18 protein-coding genes are annotated in these 16,245 nt (G+C 64.8%); 4 read left to right on the top strand and 14 right to left on the bottom strand.

Going from position 1 to position 16,245, the window contains the following annotated elements; translation table 11 throughout:
- Window positions 1-10: 10 nt before the first annotated feature.
- The 14 genes from gspE to gpmA form a co-directional block, all read right to left on the bottom strand.
- On the bottom strand, window positions 11-1,432 hold the full coding sequence (gene gspE / locus RTQ46_RS00375) for a type II secretion system ATPase GspE (RefSeq protein WP_312433901.1): 1,422 nt from the start codon (window positions 1,430-1,432) through the stop codon (window positions 11-13).
- A 10-nt stretch (window positions 1,433-1,442) separates the two neighbouring features.
- Window positions 1,443-3,704, bottom strand: coding sequence for a type II secretion system secretin GspD (gspD, locus tag RTQ46_RS00370; protein WP_312433900.1), 2,262 nt, complete (start codon window positions 3,702-3,704; stop codon window positions 1,443-1,445).
- A complete protein-coding gene (locus tag RTQ46_RS00365) occupies window positions 3,701-4,477 on the bottom strand; it encodes a type II secretion system protein N (protein WP_312433899.1) in 777 nt (258 codons plus the stop codon). Before RTQ46_RS00365 ends, gspD begins: the two co-directional genes overlap by 4 nt.
- The gene (locus tag RTQ46_RS00360; RefSeq protein ID WP_312433898.1) at window positions 4,474-5,004 is read right to left on the bottom strand and encodes a type II secretion system protein M; all 531 of its coding nucleotides are present in this window, start codon (window positions 5,002-5,004) and stop codon (window positions 4,474-4,476) included. The genes RTQ46_RS00365 and RTQ46_RS00360 overlap by 4 nt, the downstream gene beginning before the upstream one ends.
- A complete protein-coding gene (gene gspL, locus RTQ46_RS00355; RefSeq protein WP_312433896.1) occupies window positions 5,001-6,230 on the bottom strand; it encodes a type II secretion system protein GspL in 1,230 nt (409 codons plus the stop codon). The genes RTQ46_RS00360 and gspL overlap by 4 nt, the downstream gene beginning before the upstream one ends.
- Before the next feature lie 19 nt (window positions 6,231-6,249).
- Window positions 6,250-7,218, bottom strand: a complete 969-nt coding sequence (gene gspK, locus RTQ46_RS00350) for a type II secretion system minor pseudopilin GspK (RefSeq protein WP_312433895.1) — start codon at window positions 7,216-7,218, stop codon at window positions 6,250-6,252.
- Window positions 7,215-7,865 carry a prepilin-type N-terminal cleavage/methylation domain-containing protein gene (locus RTQ46_RS00345; protein ID WP_312433894.1) on the bottom strand — a complete coding sequence of 217 codons (651 nt, stop codon included), beginning with the start codon at window positions 7,863-7,865 and terminating at the stop codon, window positions 7,215-7,217. The genes gspK and RTQ46_RS00345 overlap by 4 nt, the downstream gene beginning before the upstream one ends.
- Window positions 7,865-8,248 (bottom strand): type II secretion system minor pseudopilin GspI, encoded by a 384-nt coding sequence (gene gspI, locus RTQ46_RS00340; RefSeq protein WP_312433892.1) that lies wholly within the window; start codon window positions 8,246-8,248, stop codon window positions 7,865-7,867. The genes RTQ46_RS00345 and gspI overlap by 1 nt, the downstream gene beginning before the upstream one ends.
- The gene (gspH, locus tag RTQ46_RS00335; protein WP_312433891.1) at window positions 8,248-8,724 is read right to left on the bottom strand and encodes a type II secretion system minor pseudopilin GspH; all 477 of its coding nucleotides are present in this window, start codon (window positions 8,722-8,724) and stop codon (window positions 8,248-8,250) included. The genes gspI and gspH overlap by 1 nt, the downstream gene beginning before the upstream one ends.
- Before the next feature lie 21 nt (window positions 8,725-8,745).
- Window positions 8,746-9,198 (bottom strand): type II secretion system major pseudopilin GspG, encoded by a 453-nt coding sequence (gene gspG / locus RTQ46_RS00330; RefSeq protein ID WP_308923444.1) that lies wholly within the window; start codon window positions 9,196-9,198, stop codon window positions 8,746-8,748.
- 99 nt (window positions 9,199-9,297) lie between these two features.
- Window positions 9,298-10,059: a molybdopterin-synthase adenylyltransferase MoeB gene (locus RTQ46_RS00325; protein WP_312433888.1), complete on the bottom strand. Its 762-nt coding sequence runs from the start codon at window positions 10,057-10,059 to the stop codon at window positions 9,298-9,300.
- A gap of 106 nt (window positions 10,060-10,165) precedes the next feature.
- Complete coding sequence (locus RTQ46_RS00320; protein WP_312433886.1) at window positions 10,166-11,668, bottom strand: S41 family peptidase; 1,503 nt, start codon at window positions 11,666-11,668, stop codon at window positions 10,166-10,168.
- A gap of 31 nt (window positions 11,669-11,699) precedes the next feature.
- Window positions 11,700-13,247, bottom strand: coding sequence for a murein hydrolase activator EnvC family protein (locus tag RTQ46_RS00315; RefSeq protein ID WP_409518284.1), 1,548 nt, complete (start codon window positions 13,245-13,247; stop codon window positions 11,700-11,702).
- A 92-nt stretch (window positions 13,248-13,339) separates the two neighbouring features.
- Window positions 13,340-14,086 carry a 2,3-diphosphoglycerate-dependent phosphoglycerate mutase gene (gene gpmA / locus RTQ46_RS00310; protein ID WP_312433885.1) on the bottom strand — a complete coding sequence of 249 codons (747 nt, stop codon included), beginning with the start codon at window positions 14,084-14,086 and terminating at the stop codon, window positions 13,340-13,342.
- Window positions 14,087-14,192: 106 nt separating this feature from the next.
- Between gpmA and RTQ46_RS00305 the strand changes: the two genes are divergently transcribed.
- From RTQ46_RS00305 to RTQ46_RS00290, 4 genes are all read left to right on the top strand, one after another.
- Complete coding sequence (locus tag RTQ46_RS00305) at window positions 14,193-14,624, top strand: rhodanese-like domain-containing protein (RefSeq protein ID WP_312433883.1); 432 nt, start codon at window positions 14,193-14,195, stop codon at window positions 14,622-14,624.
- Between the two features lie 26 nt (window positions 14,625-14,650).
- Window positions 14,651-14,917 carry a glutaredoxin 3 gene (gene grxC / locus RTQ46_RS00300; protein ID WP_312433882.1) on the top strand — a complete coding sequence of 89 codons (267 nt, stop codon included), beginning with the start codon at window positions 14,651-14,653 and terminating at the stop codon, window positions 14,915-14,917.
- Between the two features lie 171 nt (window positions 14,918-15,088).
- Window positions 15,089-15,559 carry a protein-export chaperone SecB gene (gene secB / locus RTQ46_RS00295; protein WP_312433881.1) on the top strand — a complete coding sequence of 157 codons (471 nt, stop codon included), beginning with the start codon at window positions 15,089-15,091 and terminating at the stop codon, window positions 15,557-15,559.
- A 238-nt stretch (window positions 15,560-15,797) separates the two neighbouring features.
- On the top strand, window positions 15,798-16,241 hold the full coding sequence (locus tag RTQ46_RS00290) for an SH3 domain-containing protein (protein WP_312433880.1): 444 nt from the start codon (window positions 15,798-15,800) through the stop codon (window positions 16,239-16,241).
- Window positions 16,242-16,245: the final 4 nt, after the last annotated feature.

Below are 16,245 nucleotides of genomic sequence, written 5' to 3'. Positions count from 1 at the left end.
GGTGGCGGGCCTAGTCTTTGGTCACGCGCAGCAGCTCGGCTTGCGTGGTGGTGCCGTCGCGCAGCCAGCGTTCGCCGTCTTCGCGCATGCCGGTCATGCCGTCCTGCAGGGCGACGGCGCGCACGTCCGCCTCCGAGGCGCGGTTGTGGATCTGCGCGCGGATCTGCTCGGTGGTGCGCAGCAGTTCATACACGCCCACTCGGCCCTGGTAGCCGGTCTGGCCGCAGTGTTCGCAGCCGACCGCCTGCCAGTATTGACCGTCGAAGGTCTTGCAGGAAATGCACAATTTGCGCACCAGCCGCTGCGCCAGCACGCCCAGCAGGGACGACGACAACAGGAACGGCTCGATCCCCATGTCCAGCAGGCGCGTGACGGCCGCCGAGGCGTCGTTGGTGTGCAGGGTCGCCAGCACCAGGTGGCCAGTCAGGGAAGCCTGCACCGCGATCTGCGCCGTTTCCAGGTCGCGGATCTCGCCGATCATGATCACGTCCGGGTCCTGCCGCAAAATGGCGCGCAGGGCCTTGGCAAACGTCATGTCGATGCGCGGGTTGACCTGCGTCTGGCCGACGCCCGCCAGGTCGTACTCGATAGGATCTTCCACCGTCAGGATATTGGTGGTGGTGGCGTTGAGCATCGACAGCGCCGCATACAGGGTGGTGGTCTTGCCCGAGCCGGTCGGCCCGGTGACCAGCACGATGCCGTGCGGCTGCGTGATCAGGCCGTCGAACTGCCCCAGCATCGGCGCGCTCATGCCCAGGTGCTGCAGGTCGAGCCGGCCCGCTTCCTTGTCCAGCAAGCGCAGTACGGCCCGTTCGCCGTGGCCGGTCGGCAGGGTCGAGACGCGCACGTCGACCGGTTTGCCGCCCACGCGCAGGGTGATGCGGCCATCCTGCGGCAGGCGTTTTTCGGCAATGTCGAGCTGCGCCATGATCTTGATCCGCGAAATCAGCGAACCATGGATGGCCTTGCGGGGCCGCACCACGTCGCGCAGGCTGCCGTCGATGCGAAAGCGCACCACCGAGGTCTGCTCGAACGGCTCGATATGGATATCGGACGCGCCTTCGCGCAGCGCCTGCGTCAGCAGCGCATTGATCATGCGGATCACCGGCGCGTCGTCGGACGATTCGAGCAGGTCCTCGATGGCCGGCACGTCCTGCAGCAGCTTGGTCAGATCGAGGTCGGCATCGAATTCGTCGGCCATCTGCGAGGCGTCGCCGCCACCGCCGGCATAGGCGCCGGCAATCGCCGCGTCGAGGTCTTCGCGCGGCAGCACCTTCAATTGAATCTGGCCGAAGCGGCGCGACACTTCGGCAATCGCCGCTGGCGGCGTCGACACGGCCACCAGCACCTCGACCGCGCCGCCCTCCTGCGCGCCGGCCCGGGCCAGCAGGCCGAAATCGCGCGCGTAAGCGTAAGGAAGCAAATTACTCATGGCTGGCCGATCACTGTTGCGGGTTCTGCTGCGGAGGGTTTTGCAAATTCTGCTGCTGGTACTGCTGCAGCAGCGGCGTGGCCGCATTGGCCGGCGCGCCTGGCGGCGGCAGCGGCGCCGGCGGCACCGGACGCGTGACCATATTGCCGCCCACCGGCTGGCCGTCCTGCAGCGCCGGCAGTACCGGCGTACCCAGGTCTTTGAGCATCAGGTTGCCGGTGGCCGGCACGGCCGCCGTTTCGGCCGCGCGCATGTAGTCGTAGCGGTCCGACGCCAGGCTGCCGCTCTGCTCCTTGCTGCGCACGATGACCGGGCGCAGGAAGATCATCAGATTGGTTTTCTTGCGCTCGCGCGTCTGGTACTTGAACAGGTTGCCCAGCACGGGAATATCGCCCAGGCCGCGCACTTTTTCCGCATTGTCGCCGGTGCTGTCCTCGATCAGGCCGCCCAGCACGATAATCTGGCCATCGTCGGCCAGCACATTGTTTTCGATCACGCGGTTGTTGATGGTGATGCCGCTGACGGCCGACGCGGTCGATTTGTCCACGCTCGAGGTCTCGTGATAGATACCCAGCTTGATGGTGCCGCCTTCGGAAATCTGCGGACGCACCTTCAGGGTCAGGCCCACTTCCTTGCGGTCGATGGTCTGGAACGGGTTGGTATTGGTGCCGGCCGTGCTGGTGTACTGGCCCGTCAGGATCGGCACGTTCTGGCCCACCTTGATGGTCGCCAGTTCGTTGTCCAGCGTGATCAGGTTCGGCGTCGACAGGATATTGGCGTTGCCGTCCGATTCCAGGGCATGCGCCAGGGCGCCCAGGCCCAGCGCGCCGTTGATCTGCTTGAAGATGCCCAGCGTCAGGCCGCCGGTCGGCAGCACGGCGCCCTTGCCGGTGGCCAGCGCGGCGATATTGTTGGTGGTGCCGGTGGCGAACGACTGCAGCGCGCCGACGCGGTAGCTGCTGGAGCTGTCGCCGGACAGGCCCAGCCACTGCACGCCGAATTCGGAGGCCTTGGACGACGTCACTTCGACGATCAGCGCCTCGATGTAGACCTGGGCGCGGCGCACGTCGAGCTGGTCGATCACGGCCCGCAGGTTGCGGTAGACGGCTTCGTTGCAAGTGAGGATCAGGGTATTGGTCGAGGCATCGGCCTGGATGAAGCCGGCCGCGCCACCCGAAGACAGCTGCTGCGGACCGTTGTTCAGCGACGCGCCACCAGTGGTGCCGCTTTGCGTGCTGCCGCCCAAACCGCTGCTGTTGATGCCGCTGTTGTTGGTGCCCTGGTTGTTATTGAGGGTGCTGGTATTGGCATTGGTGCCCTGCTGCGCAGTGGCGGCCGAGCCGTCCGAGGTCACTACCGAGCGCAGGGTCTGCGCCAGCTTGGTGGCGTCGGCATTCTTCAGGTACACCACGTGCACATTGCCCAGTTGCGTGGTCGGCTGGTCCAGCTTGGAGATCAGCGACTTGGCCAGGTTGGCGCGCGCCGCCGATGGCGCGCGCAGCACCAGCGAGTTGGTGCGCGGATCGGCCAGCACGGACACGCGGCCCGTGTCGGCGCCGCCAGCGGTACCGGCGCCGGCGTTACCGCCTTCCATCAGCTTGTTGACCATCGCCGCCAGGTCGGAGGCGATCGCATAGCGCACCGGGATCACATCGAGATCGGTCGATGCCGGCACGTCGAGCGCGGCGATGATTTTCGCCAGGCGCTTGAGGTTGTCGGCGTAGTCGGTGATCACCAGCGAGTTGTTGCCCGGGTTGGCGTTGATCGTGTTGTTCGGCGAAATCAGCGGGCGCAGCACGGCCAACAGGTTGGCCGACGATTCGTAGTTCAGGTAAAACACCTGGGTAGCGATCTGGTCGCCCTTGACTTGGCTGGCGCCATTGCCCACCTGGGTCGGCACCGACTGCAGCTTGGCGTCCGCTTCCGGCACCACCTTGGCGTAGCCGTCGCCGGACACCACCGCATAGCCTTGCAGGCGCAGGGCCGAGGCCAGCAGCGCAAAGGCCTGGGTCTTGCTGATCGAGCGCTCCGACACCAGCGTGATGGTGCCCTTGACGCGCGGGTCGATCACGAAATTGATGTTGGTGTAATGGCCCACCGCCTTGATCACCGACTCGATGTCGGCGGCAACGAAGTTGAGCGCCGCTTCGTCGCCGGGCGCGGACCAGGCAGGCGCCGGCAGGCCGGCCACCGAACAGCACAGCAGGGCGGCGGCGGAAAGGCGGCGCAGCGAGAAGGTAGGTTTGATTGGGCTCACGGATGATTTTTTCATTGTCTAAACTCTAGGGCGATGATGTTTTTTTCGCTATTGCTACGGCGCTGTCCCAGCAAATTCAACAAACTCGCCAAGGTCTCTTCATATCCTGCTGCGGCCTGGGCCTGGCCGGAAAACTGCATGCGCCCCTGATTCAGGCTGCCGCTGCCATCGAGCAGCAACGGCCCCTTCATCGAACGCAGGGTCAAGCTGGCGTTTTGCCCCTGCCAGTCGAAATCGAGTTCATAGCTGCCCAGCGGGCGCAGCGACGACAGGCGCGAGGCCATGTCCGTCATCTGCAAGGTGGTGCGGCCAAACGCGGAAAACTGTTTCTGCGCCAAAGCCAGCTGCAAGGTGCTCCACGACAGGCGCATGCTGCCGGTCGGCGCCACGGTGTTCAACGGCGCACCGAGGCCGCCCAGGCCGTCGGCCGGCAGCAGCAGCGCGGCTGGGCTGACCTGCCAGTGCGACCATGAACCGCGCAGGTTGACCGGCTGCGACAGCGCCTCGGCGTTCTGCAGCTCGACATCGACCGATCCCCACAGGACGGATGGCGAAATGCGCCAGTTGAAGCGCCCCGGCAGCAGCGGCGTGACGGCGCCACCCGCGCTGGCCGCGCCGCCGATAAAGGCCGAACCGCGCCACAGGGTACCTTGCGCGTCGCCCAAGGTCAAACGCCCGCCCGTCTGCTTTTCGACGATGCCGGCCACCCAGGCGGCCGGAAAGAAAATCAGCAGGGTCAGGCAGACGCTGGCCACGATCGCCAGCAGCCAGAGCAGCATGCGCTTCATCGGGTCACGCCCGGGCTCTGGTGCAGCGAGATGGTGGCGTCCACCAGCCCCGCCTTGCCTTGCGCCGTGATCTTTGCTTCCTGTACCGCGATGCGGCCTTCGCGGCGCAGGCCGTCGAGCCACAGCATCACGTTGGAAAATGGCACGCCGTTCAGCTGCACGCGCGCATATTCGCCCGTCAGCGACAGCGATTGCGGCGCCAGCCCGCGCGCCTTGAGCGACGCGTCGAGCCCTTCGCGGTTCATGGAGGCCACTTGCACCGGCGCCTGGCGCGACAACTCGCCCGCTTCGCGCGCCAGCGATTGCAGCACGGCCGCTTGCTGGCGCAGTTCGGGCAGGCTTTTTTGCAGCGCGATGCGGCCATTCCAGGCCGGCTCGAAAAACACCGCATAGACCAGCGCCACGCCGGCCACCACCGCGCCGATGCAGAGCAGCTTGCGCTCCTGCGCCGTGCGCCCGGCCCAGAACGCCTGCATGCTCTGCTGGCGCGCGGCCAGTGCCGCCCGTCCCTTGTTTACTGCACTCATGATGTCACTCCCGTGGCGACCGTGATTTTCCAGACGCCAGGTTCCGTCTCGTTCAAGGCCAGCTTGCGCGCGGCCAGTCCCTGCTTGACCTGCGCCTGCGCGCTGGCATCGACCATGTCGGGCTTGATGCGCACGATCAGGCTGCGCTCGCGGTATTCGAGCGAGGCGACCACGCCGCGTCCGGCCAGGCCGCCCAGGGCTTCGCCCAGCGACGCGCTCATGCTGGTGAAATCGTCCATGCTGGCCTGGCCGCCCTGCAGCCGCGCCGCGGCGATATTGCGCCGCATCTGTTCCGCTTCCAGGCCATATACCGGCGCCTCGTTCGGATAGGCGGCCTTGAAGGTCTGCTGCATCGAGGTTTGCACCGTGGCCGCTTCGCGCTTCAAACGCGACCACTCGATATTGAGGCCCGCCAGGTTGACGATCACGGCCAGCAGCGCCAGGCGCAGCGGCCAGCGCCAGCGCACCCAGTCGCGCGCGGCGGCGCCACCGGCACCGAGCGCCGGCGCCAGGTCCAGCGTGGTATTTTTAGCGCCCGAGATCCAGTGCGCCCAGTGTTCCGCCTCCACCGTCACGCCGGCCAGTGCCTGCGCCAGCTGCTGGTAATGCGCCACGTCGTCCTGCGCCACATACACCGTCAGCGGCACATCGCCGGCAAACGCGCGCGTGGTGGCCAGCGCCTGCTGCGGATCGTCCGGCAGCACCAGGCCCAGGCCTTCCTGCGGCGCCTGGCGCAAGGCCAGTTCGATACCCTGGCTACCCGTCTGCAGCGAAGCGCTGACGCCGCCGGCCTGCAGCGGCAGGCACAATTGCGACGGCAGCACGGCCACCTTGCGCGCGCCCAGCGCCAGCAAGGCCTGCACCAGCACCTGCAGCCAGGCGCGCTGCACCACCGCTACCGTGCGCATGCCGGCGGCGTCGGGCGCGCCGGCGGCCAGCACGCAGTCCTGCGCGTCGCCGAGAATATGTTCTTCCACCAGGCCAGGCAGGGCCGCGCGCAGGCGGGCGCCGGCCAGCGGCGGGGTTTTCAGGCGCAGCAGGGTCACGTCCGCCGCCGCCAGCAGCAGCACCACCTGTTTCGCACCGGCGATCAGCTGGCCCAGGCTGCCCATGGCGGCACTGCCCTGCTGCAGCAGGGCGCCGCCGTCGCCGGCCAGCACGAAAGCGCAGATGGCCGCGCTGTCGGTGGACGCCTTGGCCGGATGCCGGATATACAAAGTTGTCAAAGGGACTCGCTTTCAGGTTTTAATTTTCCCGCAACCAGACCAGGCTGGTGGTGCGCTGTGGGTTGGGCTGGCGCCACACCAGCGCCTGCGCATCGAGCGCGGCGCGGTCCAGCCGTACCCGGATGACGGTGAGGAAATACTGGCTCTTCACATCGAGCGCCACGCCGTCGATCGCATTCTTGCCATTGATATTATTGAGGAAATTGGCGCGATCAACAAACTTTTTGCGCGGGTTCGACAGCGTCAGCGCGCTGGCCTCGGAGACCGACATGTCGGTGACGGCCGACAGCACCTCGGCCGACGCCGTATTGACGTTAATTGGCGTCACCTGCGGCAGCACGATCACGTAGTCGCGCAGCTTGTCGATGATCTGCGGGGTATAGCCAGGTATCGCCAGCAGATCCTCGAGCTGCGTCATGGCCACCGGTTCGCTGCTGCCGGACGTGGTGGTCGCGGGTTTCGCGTCATTGCTGCCAGCCGCCGCGCGCACCTTGGGCCGCGCCCGCACCACCGCATCGGCGGTGGCCTGCGCCAGCCCGCTATCGAGTTGCAAGTTGCCCAGCAGGCGCTGATACGCCTGCAGGTGGGGCGGGCTGGGGTTGCCCATCACATCGACCAGGTTGGTGAGGTTGAAACGGCCCTGTGCGTCGAGCGCGCGGCCCGAGACGGTGGCGTCGAATTTTTCCATTTCGACCTTTTCGCGGTCCACATAATCGTCGAGCCGCGCTTCCTCGATCGGCGTGGCCCACACGCCGTCGAGCGCCGTCAGCGACGGATTGTCCTGGCGCAGCCAGAAGCGCGCGAAGTCGACCATGCCGCGCATGGCCCATTGCGTCTGCAGGCGCTGGCGCTGGTTTTCCATCGAGCGCACCTGTACCTGCTGCTGCCAGAACAGGCTGGCCACCACCGTGATGGCCAGCGCCGTCAGCAGCAAGGCCGTGATGACGGCCACGCCGCGCTGGCGAGCCGGAAGACGGAACGGTTTCATCCCGGCCCCAGCAAGAAGACTTTGGACAGGCCGGCCACCTGGCCCGGCAGCTGCAGCGTCACTTCGATGCCGACCAGGTCAGCGGTCTTGCTGCCATTGGCCAGCGTGATCCACTCGGGCGCGGCGCTGCTGGCGAGGCTGCGCTGGCCGCGCAGCGCCATGCTGTCCACGCCGCGCATCAGCACCACGTCGGCGGTGCTGGTGTCGGTATCGTCGCGCGCCGCCTGCCACAAGGTGTCGAGCACGGCCAGGTCGCGCGTGCCGTTCGACTCGCGCCGCGTCAGCACGCCGCCCAGCAGCCGGTAGGTCACCACCTGCAGCTGCTGCGGTTCGAGTTCGGAGGCGGCCAGGCGTACCAGGATCAGCCGGTCCTGCTCGGCCGACAGGTTGGCGCGCCCATTGAGCAAAGTATTGGTGACACCCGCAGCCGTATTGGCGCCGGCCAGGTGGTCGCAATCGCTCTGCATCTGCGCAAACGTCAGCTGCATGCCGCGCGACTGGTCCAGCTGGGCGTTGAGCACTTCGCGCGAGCGCACGATGCTGTCCAGGCCACGCCAGCCCAGCACCGCGACCATGGCCAGGATGCCGATCGCCACCAGGAGTTCGATCAGCGTGAAGCCGGCGGCAGGGGAACGCGGGCGCGCCATCAGTCGTTGAACGCCAGCAGGACCAGGCGCACGATGCGCCGGGCCGGATATTGGGCGTCATAGACGTTCACGCGCACCTGCCGCATGCGCGGGTTCGGCGTGGCCACGACTTCTTCTTCGCAGATCAGTTTCAGGTCGCCCTGCGGGCAATCCTCGGTGCGCTTGCCGGTCTGCGGAAAGGTCTTTGCCAGGCGCAGGCGCACCAGGTGGTTTTCGGCCGACCAGGTGGCCATCATGGCGCTGCGCAGGCCGTCGCTGTTCTGCGTCAGGCTGCCGACGGCGCGCAAGGACGCGCCCAGCGCCGTGCCGACGATCACCAGCGCCACCAGCACTTCGAGCAAAGTGAAGCCGGACTGGCGCTGTTGGCGGGAAAAAAATCGCATTATTGTTCGACCGTGAAGTGGCCGATGCCGTCGGCGCGGATAGCCACGCTGCGCTCGCCGCTGGCCAAGGTCAGCACGAACGGCTTGTCGACCGGCTCGCGGCCGAACACTATGCGCAGCGGCTGCGCCACGCTGGTCGACGGCTGCACGCTGAGCAGCATGGGGGTATTGGCAAAGCTGCGTTCGCGCAGCAGATCATCGTTGGTCACGGCCTGCCACAGCTTTTCATTGAGGACCAGGAAACGGTACTGGTTTTCATCGGCTTCGAACGCCACCTGGCGGCTGCGCACGATCGCCTCGTCGCGCGCCAGCTGCAGCAGCAGCGCGATGCGCTCGGCTTCCTTTTGCAGCGCCTGCTGGCCGTTGGGCATGGCGTTGAGCGACACCAGTCCCAGCGTGACGCCGATGATGACCATCACTACCAGCAGTTCGATCAGCGTGAAGCCGCGCTGGCGCAGCTGGCGTTTGGCGCTCATGGCAGGCGTGCAATGAAAGACTTACTGGTCCCAGGAACCGATATCGGCATCGTCGCCGCTACCGCCAGGCTGGCCGTCGGCGCCCAGCGAGATGATGTCGACTTCGCCCTTCAGGCCCGGCGACAGGTACTGGTAAGGATTGCCCCATGGGTCTTTCGGCATTTTTTCCAGGTAGCCGCCCGCTTTCCAGCCATTCGCGGCCGGGCCGACGGTCGGTTTTTCCACCAGCGAGCGCAAGCCCTGCTCGGTGGTCGGATAGCGCTGGTTGTCCAGTCGGTACAGTTTCAGGGCCTGCATCACGGTGGCGATATCGACTTTTGCCGCCGCCACTTTCGATTCGCCGGTACGGGCGATCAGCTTGGGCACTACCAGCGACGCCAGGATGCCCATGATCACCACCACCACCATGATTTCGATCAGCGTGAAGCCGCGCGCGCGGCGCTGCGGTATCGAACGAGTTGCTGCGTTTTGCATAAGAAGAGAGAAGTAAGTCTGTGGAATCCAGAGTATAAAGCCGAAATATGACAAAGCCTGTCATATGGGGGAAATTTATGAAAATTTAACTCTATGTGTTCAGACCGACAAGGCGCCATTTCCACAGACGGGGCAGTCCGGATCGCGCGCCACGCGCATGCTGCTCCATTCCATGTGCAGGCCGTCGAGCAGCAGCAGCCGGCCGGCCAGCGACTCGCCGATGCCCATGACGAGCTTGAGCGCCTCGGCCGCCTGCATGCTGCCCACCACGCCGACCAGTGGGGCGAACACGCCCATGGTGGAACAGGCTTCGTCGGAGAACTGCTGGTCCTGCGGGAACAGGCACGAATAACACGGCTGCGTGCCGCTGCGCGGATCGAACACGCTGACCTGGCCGTCGAAACGGATCACCGCGCCCGACACCAGTGGCACCCGGCGCGCCACGCAGGCGCGGTTGACGGCGTGGCGGGTGGCGAAATTGTCGGTGCAGTCGAGCACCACGGTGGACTCTGCCACCAGCTCGGCCAGGCGCGCATCATCGACGCGCTCCTGCAGGGCGACCACGTCGATATCGGGATTGATGGCGTGCAAGGTGATGCGCGCGGAAGCGGCCTTGGGCTGGCCCACGCGCTCGGTGACATGCGCGATCTGGCGCTGCAGATTGGTCAGGTCGACCGTATCGTCATCGACCAGCGTGAGCTTGCCGACGCCGGCGGAGGCCAGGTACATCGCCGCTGGCGAGCCGAGGCCGCCGGCGCCGATCACCAGCACACGGGCGTCAAGCAGGGCCTGCTGGCCTTCGATGCCGATCTGGTCGAGCAGGATATGGCGCGAGTAGCGCAGCAGTTGGTTGTCGTTCATGACCACTAACCCCAAACAAATACTGGGGGCAGGACGGGGACGCCGAGTCCCTGAGGGTCCGACCCCGGCCCTTGCGGTTGGGTTTGGGGTATATCGACAGCGTTTATCAAGGCTTCTGCACCGGAATCTTTTTATCCTCGGCCTTGATATCGGACTTGATCTCGGGCTTGTCGGCGATCTTGACCGCCTTGGCGTCCGCCTTCGGTTCCACCTTGGACAGCTGCACCGGCAAGCCCTGGAAATGGTTCAGCGCCTGCTGCAGCTGGAAATCGTCCTTGGCGCCGTATTCGAGCGGCTTGCGCTTTTTCGCGCTGGCGACCAGGCGCTGCTCTTCTTCCAGCTGGCTCTGCACGGTGCCAAGCGTCGGCGCGCCCACTTCGGGCTGGCCGTCGTCGCTGTGCAGGTGCTTTTCCAGGTCCGCTTCGCGCACGCGCAGGCTGTTCCAGCCGTCGCCATCGGCCGTTTCATCGACCAGCATGTCGGGCACGATGCCGCGCGCCTGGATCGAGCGCCCTTTCGGCGTGAAGTAGCGGGCGGTGGTCAGCTTGACGGCGGTGTCGGCGGTCAGCTGGCGCAGCGTCTGCACCGAGCCCTTGCCGAAGGTTTGCGTACCGATCACGGTGGCGCGCTTGTAGTCCTGCAGCGCGCCGGCCACGATTTCCGAGGCCGAGGCCGAGCCGGCATTGACCAGCACCACCAGCGGCACGGTTTTCAGCGCGGCGGGCAATTTGGCCAGCGGATCGGCCTTGGCGCCCGGCGGCGCATAGAACTCGCGGCGGCCATAGAACACCTGTTTCGATTCCGGCAGCTGGCCGCTGGTCGAGACGATCACGGAGTTGCCGGGCAAGAAAGCGGCCGACACGCCGATGGCGCCCGGCACCACGCCGCCCGGATCGTTGCGCAGGTCGAGCACCAGGCCCTTGAGCTTGGGGTCCTGCGCATACAGCTCGTTGATTTTCCTGACCATGTCGTCGACGGTCGGTTCCTGGAACTGGGCGATGCGCAGCCAGGCGTAGCCGGGCGCGACCATCCTGGCCTTGACGCTCTGCACGCGGATCTCTTCGCGCACGATGGGAAACACCAGCGGCTTGCTCTCGCCCTTGCGCGACACCGTCAGCACCAGCTTGCTGCCGGGCTGGCCGCGCATGCGCTTGATGACGTCGTCGAGCTGCAAGCCCTTGAGCGGCACGTTGTCCAGGCGCGTGATCACGTCGCCGGCCGCGATGCCGGCCTTGAAGGCCGGGCTGTCCTCGATCGGCGAGACCACTTTCACGTAGCCGTCTTCCATGCTCACTTCGATGCCGATGCCGACAAACTTGCCCTGCACGTTTTCGCGCATTTCCCGGAAGGCAGTCTTGTCCAGGTAGACGGAATGCGGATCAAGCGAGGAGACCATGCCGGCGATCGCTTCGGACAACAGCTTCTTGTCTTCCACCTTTTCAACGTAATCGCTCTTGATCAGGCCAAACACGTCGGACAACTGGCGCAGCTCGTCCAGCGGCAGCGGCGCACCGGCTTTTTGCGCGATGGCGGGAAACTGCAAGGTCGCGCCGATGCCGGCCACGAGGCCCAGACCGATCAAGCTGATACTTCTTACTGTGATGCCCATATGTGATTCGCAATCTGCAAGTACGTTGTTGCTAAAACTTCACCCAGGTTGCGGGGTCGAAGGCGCGGCCCTGGTAGCGCAGCTCAAAGTATAGTCCTGATTCCTCGTTGCCGCCGCTGTTGCCGGCGCTGGCAATCGCGTCGCCGCTCTTCACGCTGTCGCCGGCGCGTTTGAGCAGCGCCTGGTTATTGCCATAAATACTCATGTACTGGCCGCCATGGTCGACGATGATCAGGTTGCCGAAACCGCGCATCCAGTCGGAAAACACGATGCGCCCGGCAGCGACGGCATGCACTTCGCTGCCCTCGCCGGTCTTGATGAACACGCCCTTCCAGCTGGGTCCGTCGCCGCGCTTGCTGCCGAAACGGGCCGCGACGCGTCCCGACACCGGTGGCCGCAGCTGGCCTTTCAGGCTGGCGAATGCGCCGGCCGGCGGCGCGGGCGCCAGGGTCGGCCGGGCCGGTTCCGGCGCTGCCGGTTCAGGCTTCGGCTCGGGTTTGGGTTCGGGCTTCGGCTCGGGCTTGGGCGTGACCTTGGCGATCTGCGGCGGCTCGTCGTTGTCGATCGGGTCGAGCTTGACGGGCGGCGCAGGGACCGGGACCGGGACGGGAACAGGTACGAGCACAGGTGATGGCGTCTGCGGCTTGATGGTGCCCGATTTGTTCTGCTGCTGCCTGGCCAGCCGTTCGCGCTCAGCCAGTGCCCGCGCTTGCGCCTGGGCCTGCGCCTGCGCTTCGGCCTTGGCGCGCGCCGCGAGCAAGCGCTCACGTTTTTCTTCGGCGGCCCTGGCGGCGGCAGCGGCTTTGGCGGCGGCGCGCTGTTCGGCCAGTAGCTGCTGGCGTTTCTTTTCGGCGGCCGCAGCGGCGGCCTGTTCTTCGATCAGCTTGGCCAGCTTGTCGACCAGGTTGCCCATCCGCTGTTCATCGCGCTCGACGCTGCCCGCTTCCTTGCGCTGCGCCACCAGGCGCTGCGACAGGTTGGCCAGCATGGCCGCGCGGCGTGCCTTTTCCTGCACCAGCAGGGCTTTCTGGTCGCGCTCTTCCTGGGCGATTTCTTCCAGTTCATCTTTGGCGTTCTGGACCTCGGCCTGGTTCTTTTCCACGGCCTGCAAGTTGGCGCGCAGCGATTCGAGCAGGCGCGCCTGCGCCTGCGAGACATACGCCATCAGTTGCAAATCGCGGTTGATGCGGTTCGGATTGTCGCCCGACAACAGCAGTTTCATGCGGTCTTCATTGCCGGCGACATATTGTTCGCGCAGCAATTTCGACAATTGTCCTTTTTGCTTGGCCACCGTGGCGGTCAGCTCGCGGTGCTCCTTGTCCAGTACGGTGAGCTTGACGCTGGTGTCGCTCTGTTCCTGCGCCAGGTCGCGCAAGGCGCGGTTGGCGTTGGAGATCGCCTCTTCCGACTCGGCCAGCGTATCGGCCGCGTCGTCCTTGGCGCTTTCGGTCTGGCTGATATCGCGCTTGAGCGCAGTCAGCTTCTGTTGCAGGCCGGCCCGCTGCAATTCCGCGGCCGCCTTCTGCTTGCTGCGTTCGGTGAGCCTGGCGCCCTGCGCGCTGCCGCACGAGAGCAGCAGGGCCAGGCACAATACGGCGCCGGCGCGCCAGGCCGGCAGGGGACGTTCAGCAGAGGGGGCGATGACTGTGCCGCGGAAGAAAGACTGCAAAGTTACTTGGCCTTCCCTTGGTTCGCTACGGCAGCCTGGGCTGCTGCAATCGCTGCCGGGTCGCCCAGGTAGTAATGGCGGATCGGTTTCAGGTCGGCATCGAGTTCGTACACGAGCGGCTGGCCGTTCGGGATGTTCAGGCCGACGATGTCGCTGTCGCTGATGCCGTCAAGCATCTTGATCAGCGCACGCAGGCTGTTGCCGTGGGCGGAAATAATGATCTTCTTGCCGGCACGGATCGCCGGTGCGATTTCCTCGTCCCAGGCCGGCATCACGCGCGCCACGGTGTCCTTCAGGCATTCGGTCAGCGGAATCTGCGCCTTCGGCAGGCCGGCATAGCGCGGATCGTTGAACGAGGCGCGGTCATCGCCCTCTTCCAGCGCCGGCGGCGGCGTGTCGTAGCTGCGGCGCCATACCAGCACCTGCTCGTCGCCGTACTTGGCGGCGGTTTCCGCCTTGTCCAGGCCCTGCAGCGCGCCGTAATGACGCTCGTTCAGGCGCCAGTCGTTCTTGATCGGCAGGTACATCATGTCCATTTCGTCCAGTGCCAGCCACAGGGTGCGCACGGCGCGCTTGAGCACCGAGGTGTAGGCCAGGTCGAAGGTAAAGCCTTCCTGTTTCAGGATCTGGCCGGCGGCCTTGGCTTCGTTGACGCCTTTTTCCGTCAGATCGACGTCGGTCCAGCCGGTGAAGCGGTTATCGAGGTTCCAGGTGGACTCGCCGTGACGCATGAAAACGATTTTGTACATGGTTCTATCTTCTAAAAGGTTTCAGTCAAAAAAGCAAAAGGTAAAAAAGAACTGTTCCGGCTTCTATTTTATAATGCGCGGATTGACTTAAACCATTGGACCCTTCGTGAAATTCATTATCGACCACATTTTCCTGTTTGCCATCGTTATCCTTTCCGGCGGCGCCCTGCTCTGGCCACTGCTGTCGATGCGCGGCAAACGCGCCAGCGTACTGGAGGTCACCCAGCTGATCAACCGCGGCAAGACCATCATCGTGGACGTGCGCAATCCGGAAGAATTCGCCAAGGGCAGCCTGCCTGACGCCAAAAATATTCCGCTGCCGGAGCTGGAAAAACGCGTGGCAGAGCTGGAAAAATTCAAAACGCGCCCCATTGTAGTGGTTTGCCAGAAAGGGTCGCGCTCTGCAACCGGCGTTGCCGTGCTGACCAAGGCTGGCTTTGCCGAAGCAACCAGCCTGGAAGGCGGCATTGATGAATGGACCAAGCAGGGCTTGCCATTGAAATCGCCGTCGCCGGCCAAAATGTCGCTGGCCAAGTAAGCGTTACTCACTCAAGGAGAAACACCATGTCCGTCCCCGTCATCGTTTATAGCACCGCCGTGTGCCCGTACTGCATTCGCGCCGAACGCCTGCTGGAAGCCAAGGGCGTCACCGTGCAAAAAATCCGCGTCGACCTCGATCCGGCCGAGCGCGTCAAGATGATGGAACGCACCGGCCGCCGCACGGTACCGCAAATTTATGTTGGCGACACCCACGTGGGCGGTTTCGATGACTTGTATGCGCTCGATCAAGCCGGCAAGCTGGACCCCTTGTTAAATGGCACGGCAACCTGATATAAAGCGGGGTCGAGAAATTGCTTGGTTTTAGGCGGTATTGTTTTGATACAATTGTCCTCGCACCCCTGCAAGCGGCGCCTATCCGGCGCGGTTTGCTGCAAGCACCGTAGTCGTACGCACCCTATTTGAACGGTGTGCCGTTCTTGTCCATTACAACGAAAGCGTTCCATGTCTGACGAAAATCTGCAACCAGTCTTCCAAATCCAACGCGTCTACCTGAAAGACATGTCGCTGGAGCAACCAAATTCCCCAGCCGTGTTCCTGGAGCAGGAAGCGCCGGCCATCGAAGTTGCACTGGACGTGGGCGCAGCGCCTCTGGCCGACGGCATCTTCGAAGCTACCGTGACCATCACCGTGACGGCCAAGGTCGGCGATAAAGTCGCTTTCCTGGTTGAAGGCAAGCAAGCTGGTATCTTCGAAGCGCGCAACATTCCTGCCGATCAACTCGATCCGCTGCTGGGAATCGGCTGCCCGAACATCATCTACCCTTACCTGCGCGCCAACATCGCCGACGTGATCACCCGTGCCGGCTTCCCGCCAGTGCACCTGGCCGAGATCAACTTCGAAGTGTTCTACCAGCAACGTCTGCAAGCCATTGCCGACGCCGCTGCGGCAGCACCAAACGAAACCATCAACTAAGATCACCTGACATAACCTGCTGGGCGTCGCGATTTGCGGCTTCCGATGCTCACTGTGCATGCGCACAGCTCCGCTTCTCGGCCACAACTCGCTGCCGCTCGCTACGGTTCTGTCAGGCGCTCCAGGTTTCGGCAAGACTTCGCCAGCCCTTCCCGGGTTGGCCCGACACGGCGGCTGATGATATTGGCCGCCGTGTTTCATTCAAGGTTCACCAGACAACATGTTGAAAAGTACGGTCATGAGCAAATTGCGTTGGATGTCGGGCGCCCTGCTGTTGCTGGCCACGGCCGCCAGCCACGCCGTCGACTTCAAGACGGTGGGCGCCGCCCCCGTGATCCTGTATGACGCGCCGTCCGCCAAGGGCGGCAAGCTGTATGTGGCGCCGCGCGGCATGCCGCTCGAAGTGGTGCTCAGCTATGGCGAGTGGGTCAAGGTGCGCGACGCCAGCGGCGAAATGGCCTGGACCGAAGCGAAGGGCCTGTCCGCCAAGCGCAATGTGGTGGCACGCGCCGCCAACCTGAAGGTCCGTGCCAGCCCGGACGACACCTCCTCGCCGGTGCTGCTGGTCGACAAGGGCGTGCTGCTGGAAATGAGCGAGCAGCCGAGCGGCAACTGGCTCAAGGTGCGCCACAAGGACGGCCAGGTCGGCTACGTCAAGACCAGCGAAGTGTGGGGCCTGTAAGCGC

The sequence above is a fragment of the Janthinobacterium sp. genome, from assembly GCF_031995485.1.
In the GTDB taxonomy this organism is placed as follows: domain Bacteria; phylum Pseudomonadota; class Gammaproteobacteria; order Burkholderiales; family Burkholderiaceae_D; genus Janthinobacterium.
The sequence above is the reverse complement of the archived record's forward strand: the minus strand, read 5'-3'. Positions and strand labels throughout refer to the sequence as shown.

Excerpts from the sequence above, each read along its gene's own strand:
- gpmA (WP_312433885.1), bottom strand. The coding sequence starts at position 14,086 with ATGTACAAAATCGTTTTCATGCGTCACGGCGAGTCCACCTGGAACCTC.
- RTQ46_RS00290 (WP_312433880.1), top strand. The coding sequence starts at position 15,798 with ATGAGCAAATTGCGTTGGATGTCGGGCGCCCTGCTGTTGCTGGCCACG.
- RTQ46_RS00325 (WP_312433888.1), bottom strand. The coding sequence starts at position 10,059 with ATGAACGACAACCAACTGCTGCGCTACTCGCGCCATATCCTGCTCGAC.
- RTQ46_RS00345 (WP_312433894.1), bottom strand. The coding sequence starts at position 7,865 with ATGGCGCGCCCGCGTTCCCCTGCCGCCGGCTTCACGCTGATCGAACTC.
- gspI (WP_312433892.1), bottom strand. The coding sequence starts at position 8,248 with ATGCGATTTTTTTCCCGCCAACAGCGCCAGTCCGGCTTCACTTTGCTC.
- secB (WP_312433881.1), top strand. The coding sequence starts at position 15,089 with ATGTCTGACGAAAATCTGCAACCAGTCTTCCAAATCCAACGCGTCTAC.
- RTQ46_RS00360 (WP_312433898.1), bottom strand. The coding sequence starts at position 5,004 with ATGAGTGCAGTAAACAAGGGACGGGCGGCACTGGCCGCGCGCCAGCAG.
- grxC (WP_312433882.1), top strand. The coding sequence starts at position 14,651 with ATGTCCGTCCCCGTCATCGTTTATAGCACCGCCGTGTGCCCGTACTGC.
- gspE (WP_312433901.1), bottom strand. The coding sequence starts at position 1,432 with ATGAGTAATTTGCTTCCTTACGCTTACGCGCGCGATTTCGGCCTGCTG.
- gspH (WP_312433891.1), bottom strand. The coding sequence starts at position 8,724 with ATGAGCGCCAAACGCCAGCTGCGCCAGCGCGGCTTCACGCTGATCGAA.
- RTQ46_RS00365 (WP_312433899.1), bottom strand. The coding sequence starts at position 4,477 with ATGAAGCGCATGCTGCTCTGGCTGCTGGCGATCGTGGCCAGCGTCTGC.
- gspK (WP_312433895.1), bottom strand. The coding sequence starts at position 7,218 with ATGAAACCGTTCCGTCTTCCGGCTCGCCAGCGCGGCGTGGCCGTCATC.
- gspG (WP_308923444.1), bottom strand. The coding sequence starts at position 9,198 with ATGCAAAACGCAGCAACTCGTTCGATACCGCAGCGCCGCGCGCGCGGC.
- RTQ46_RS00320 (WP_312433886.1), bottom strand. The coding sequence starts at position 11,668 with ATGGGCATCACAGTAAGAAGTATCAGCTTGATCGGTCTGGGCCTCGTG.
- gspD (WP_312433900.1), bottom strand. The coding sequence starts at position 3,704 with ATGAAAAAATCATCCGTGAGCCCAATCAAACCTACCTTCTCGCTGCGC.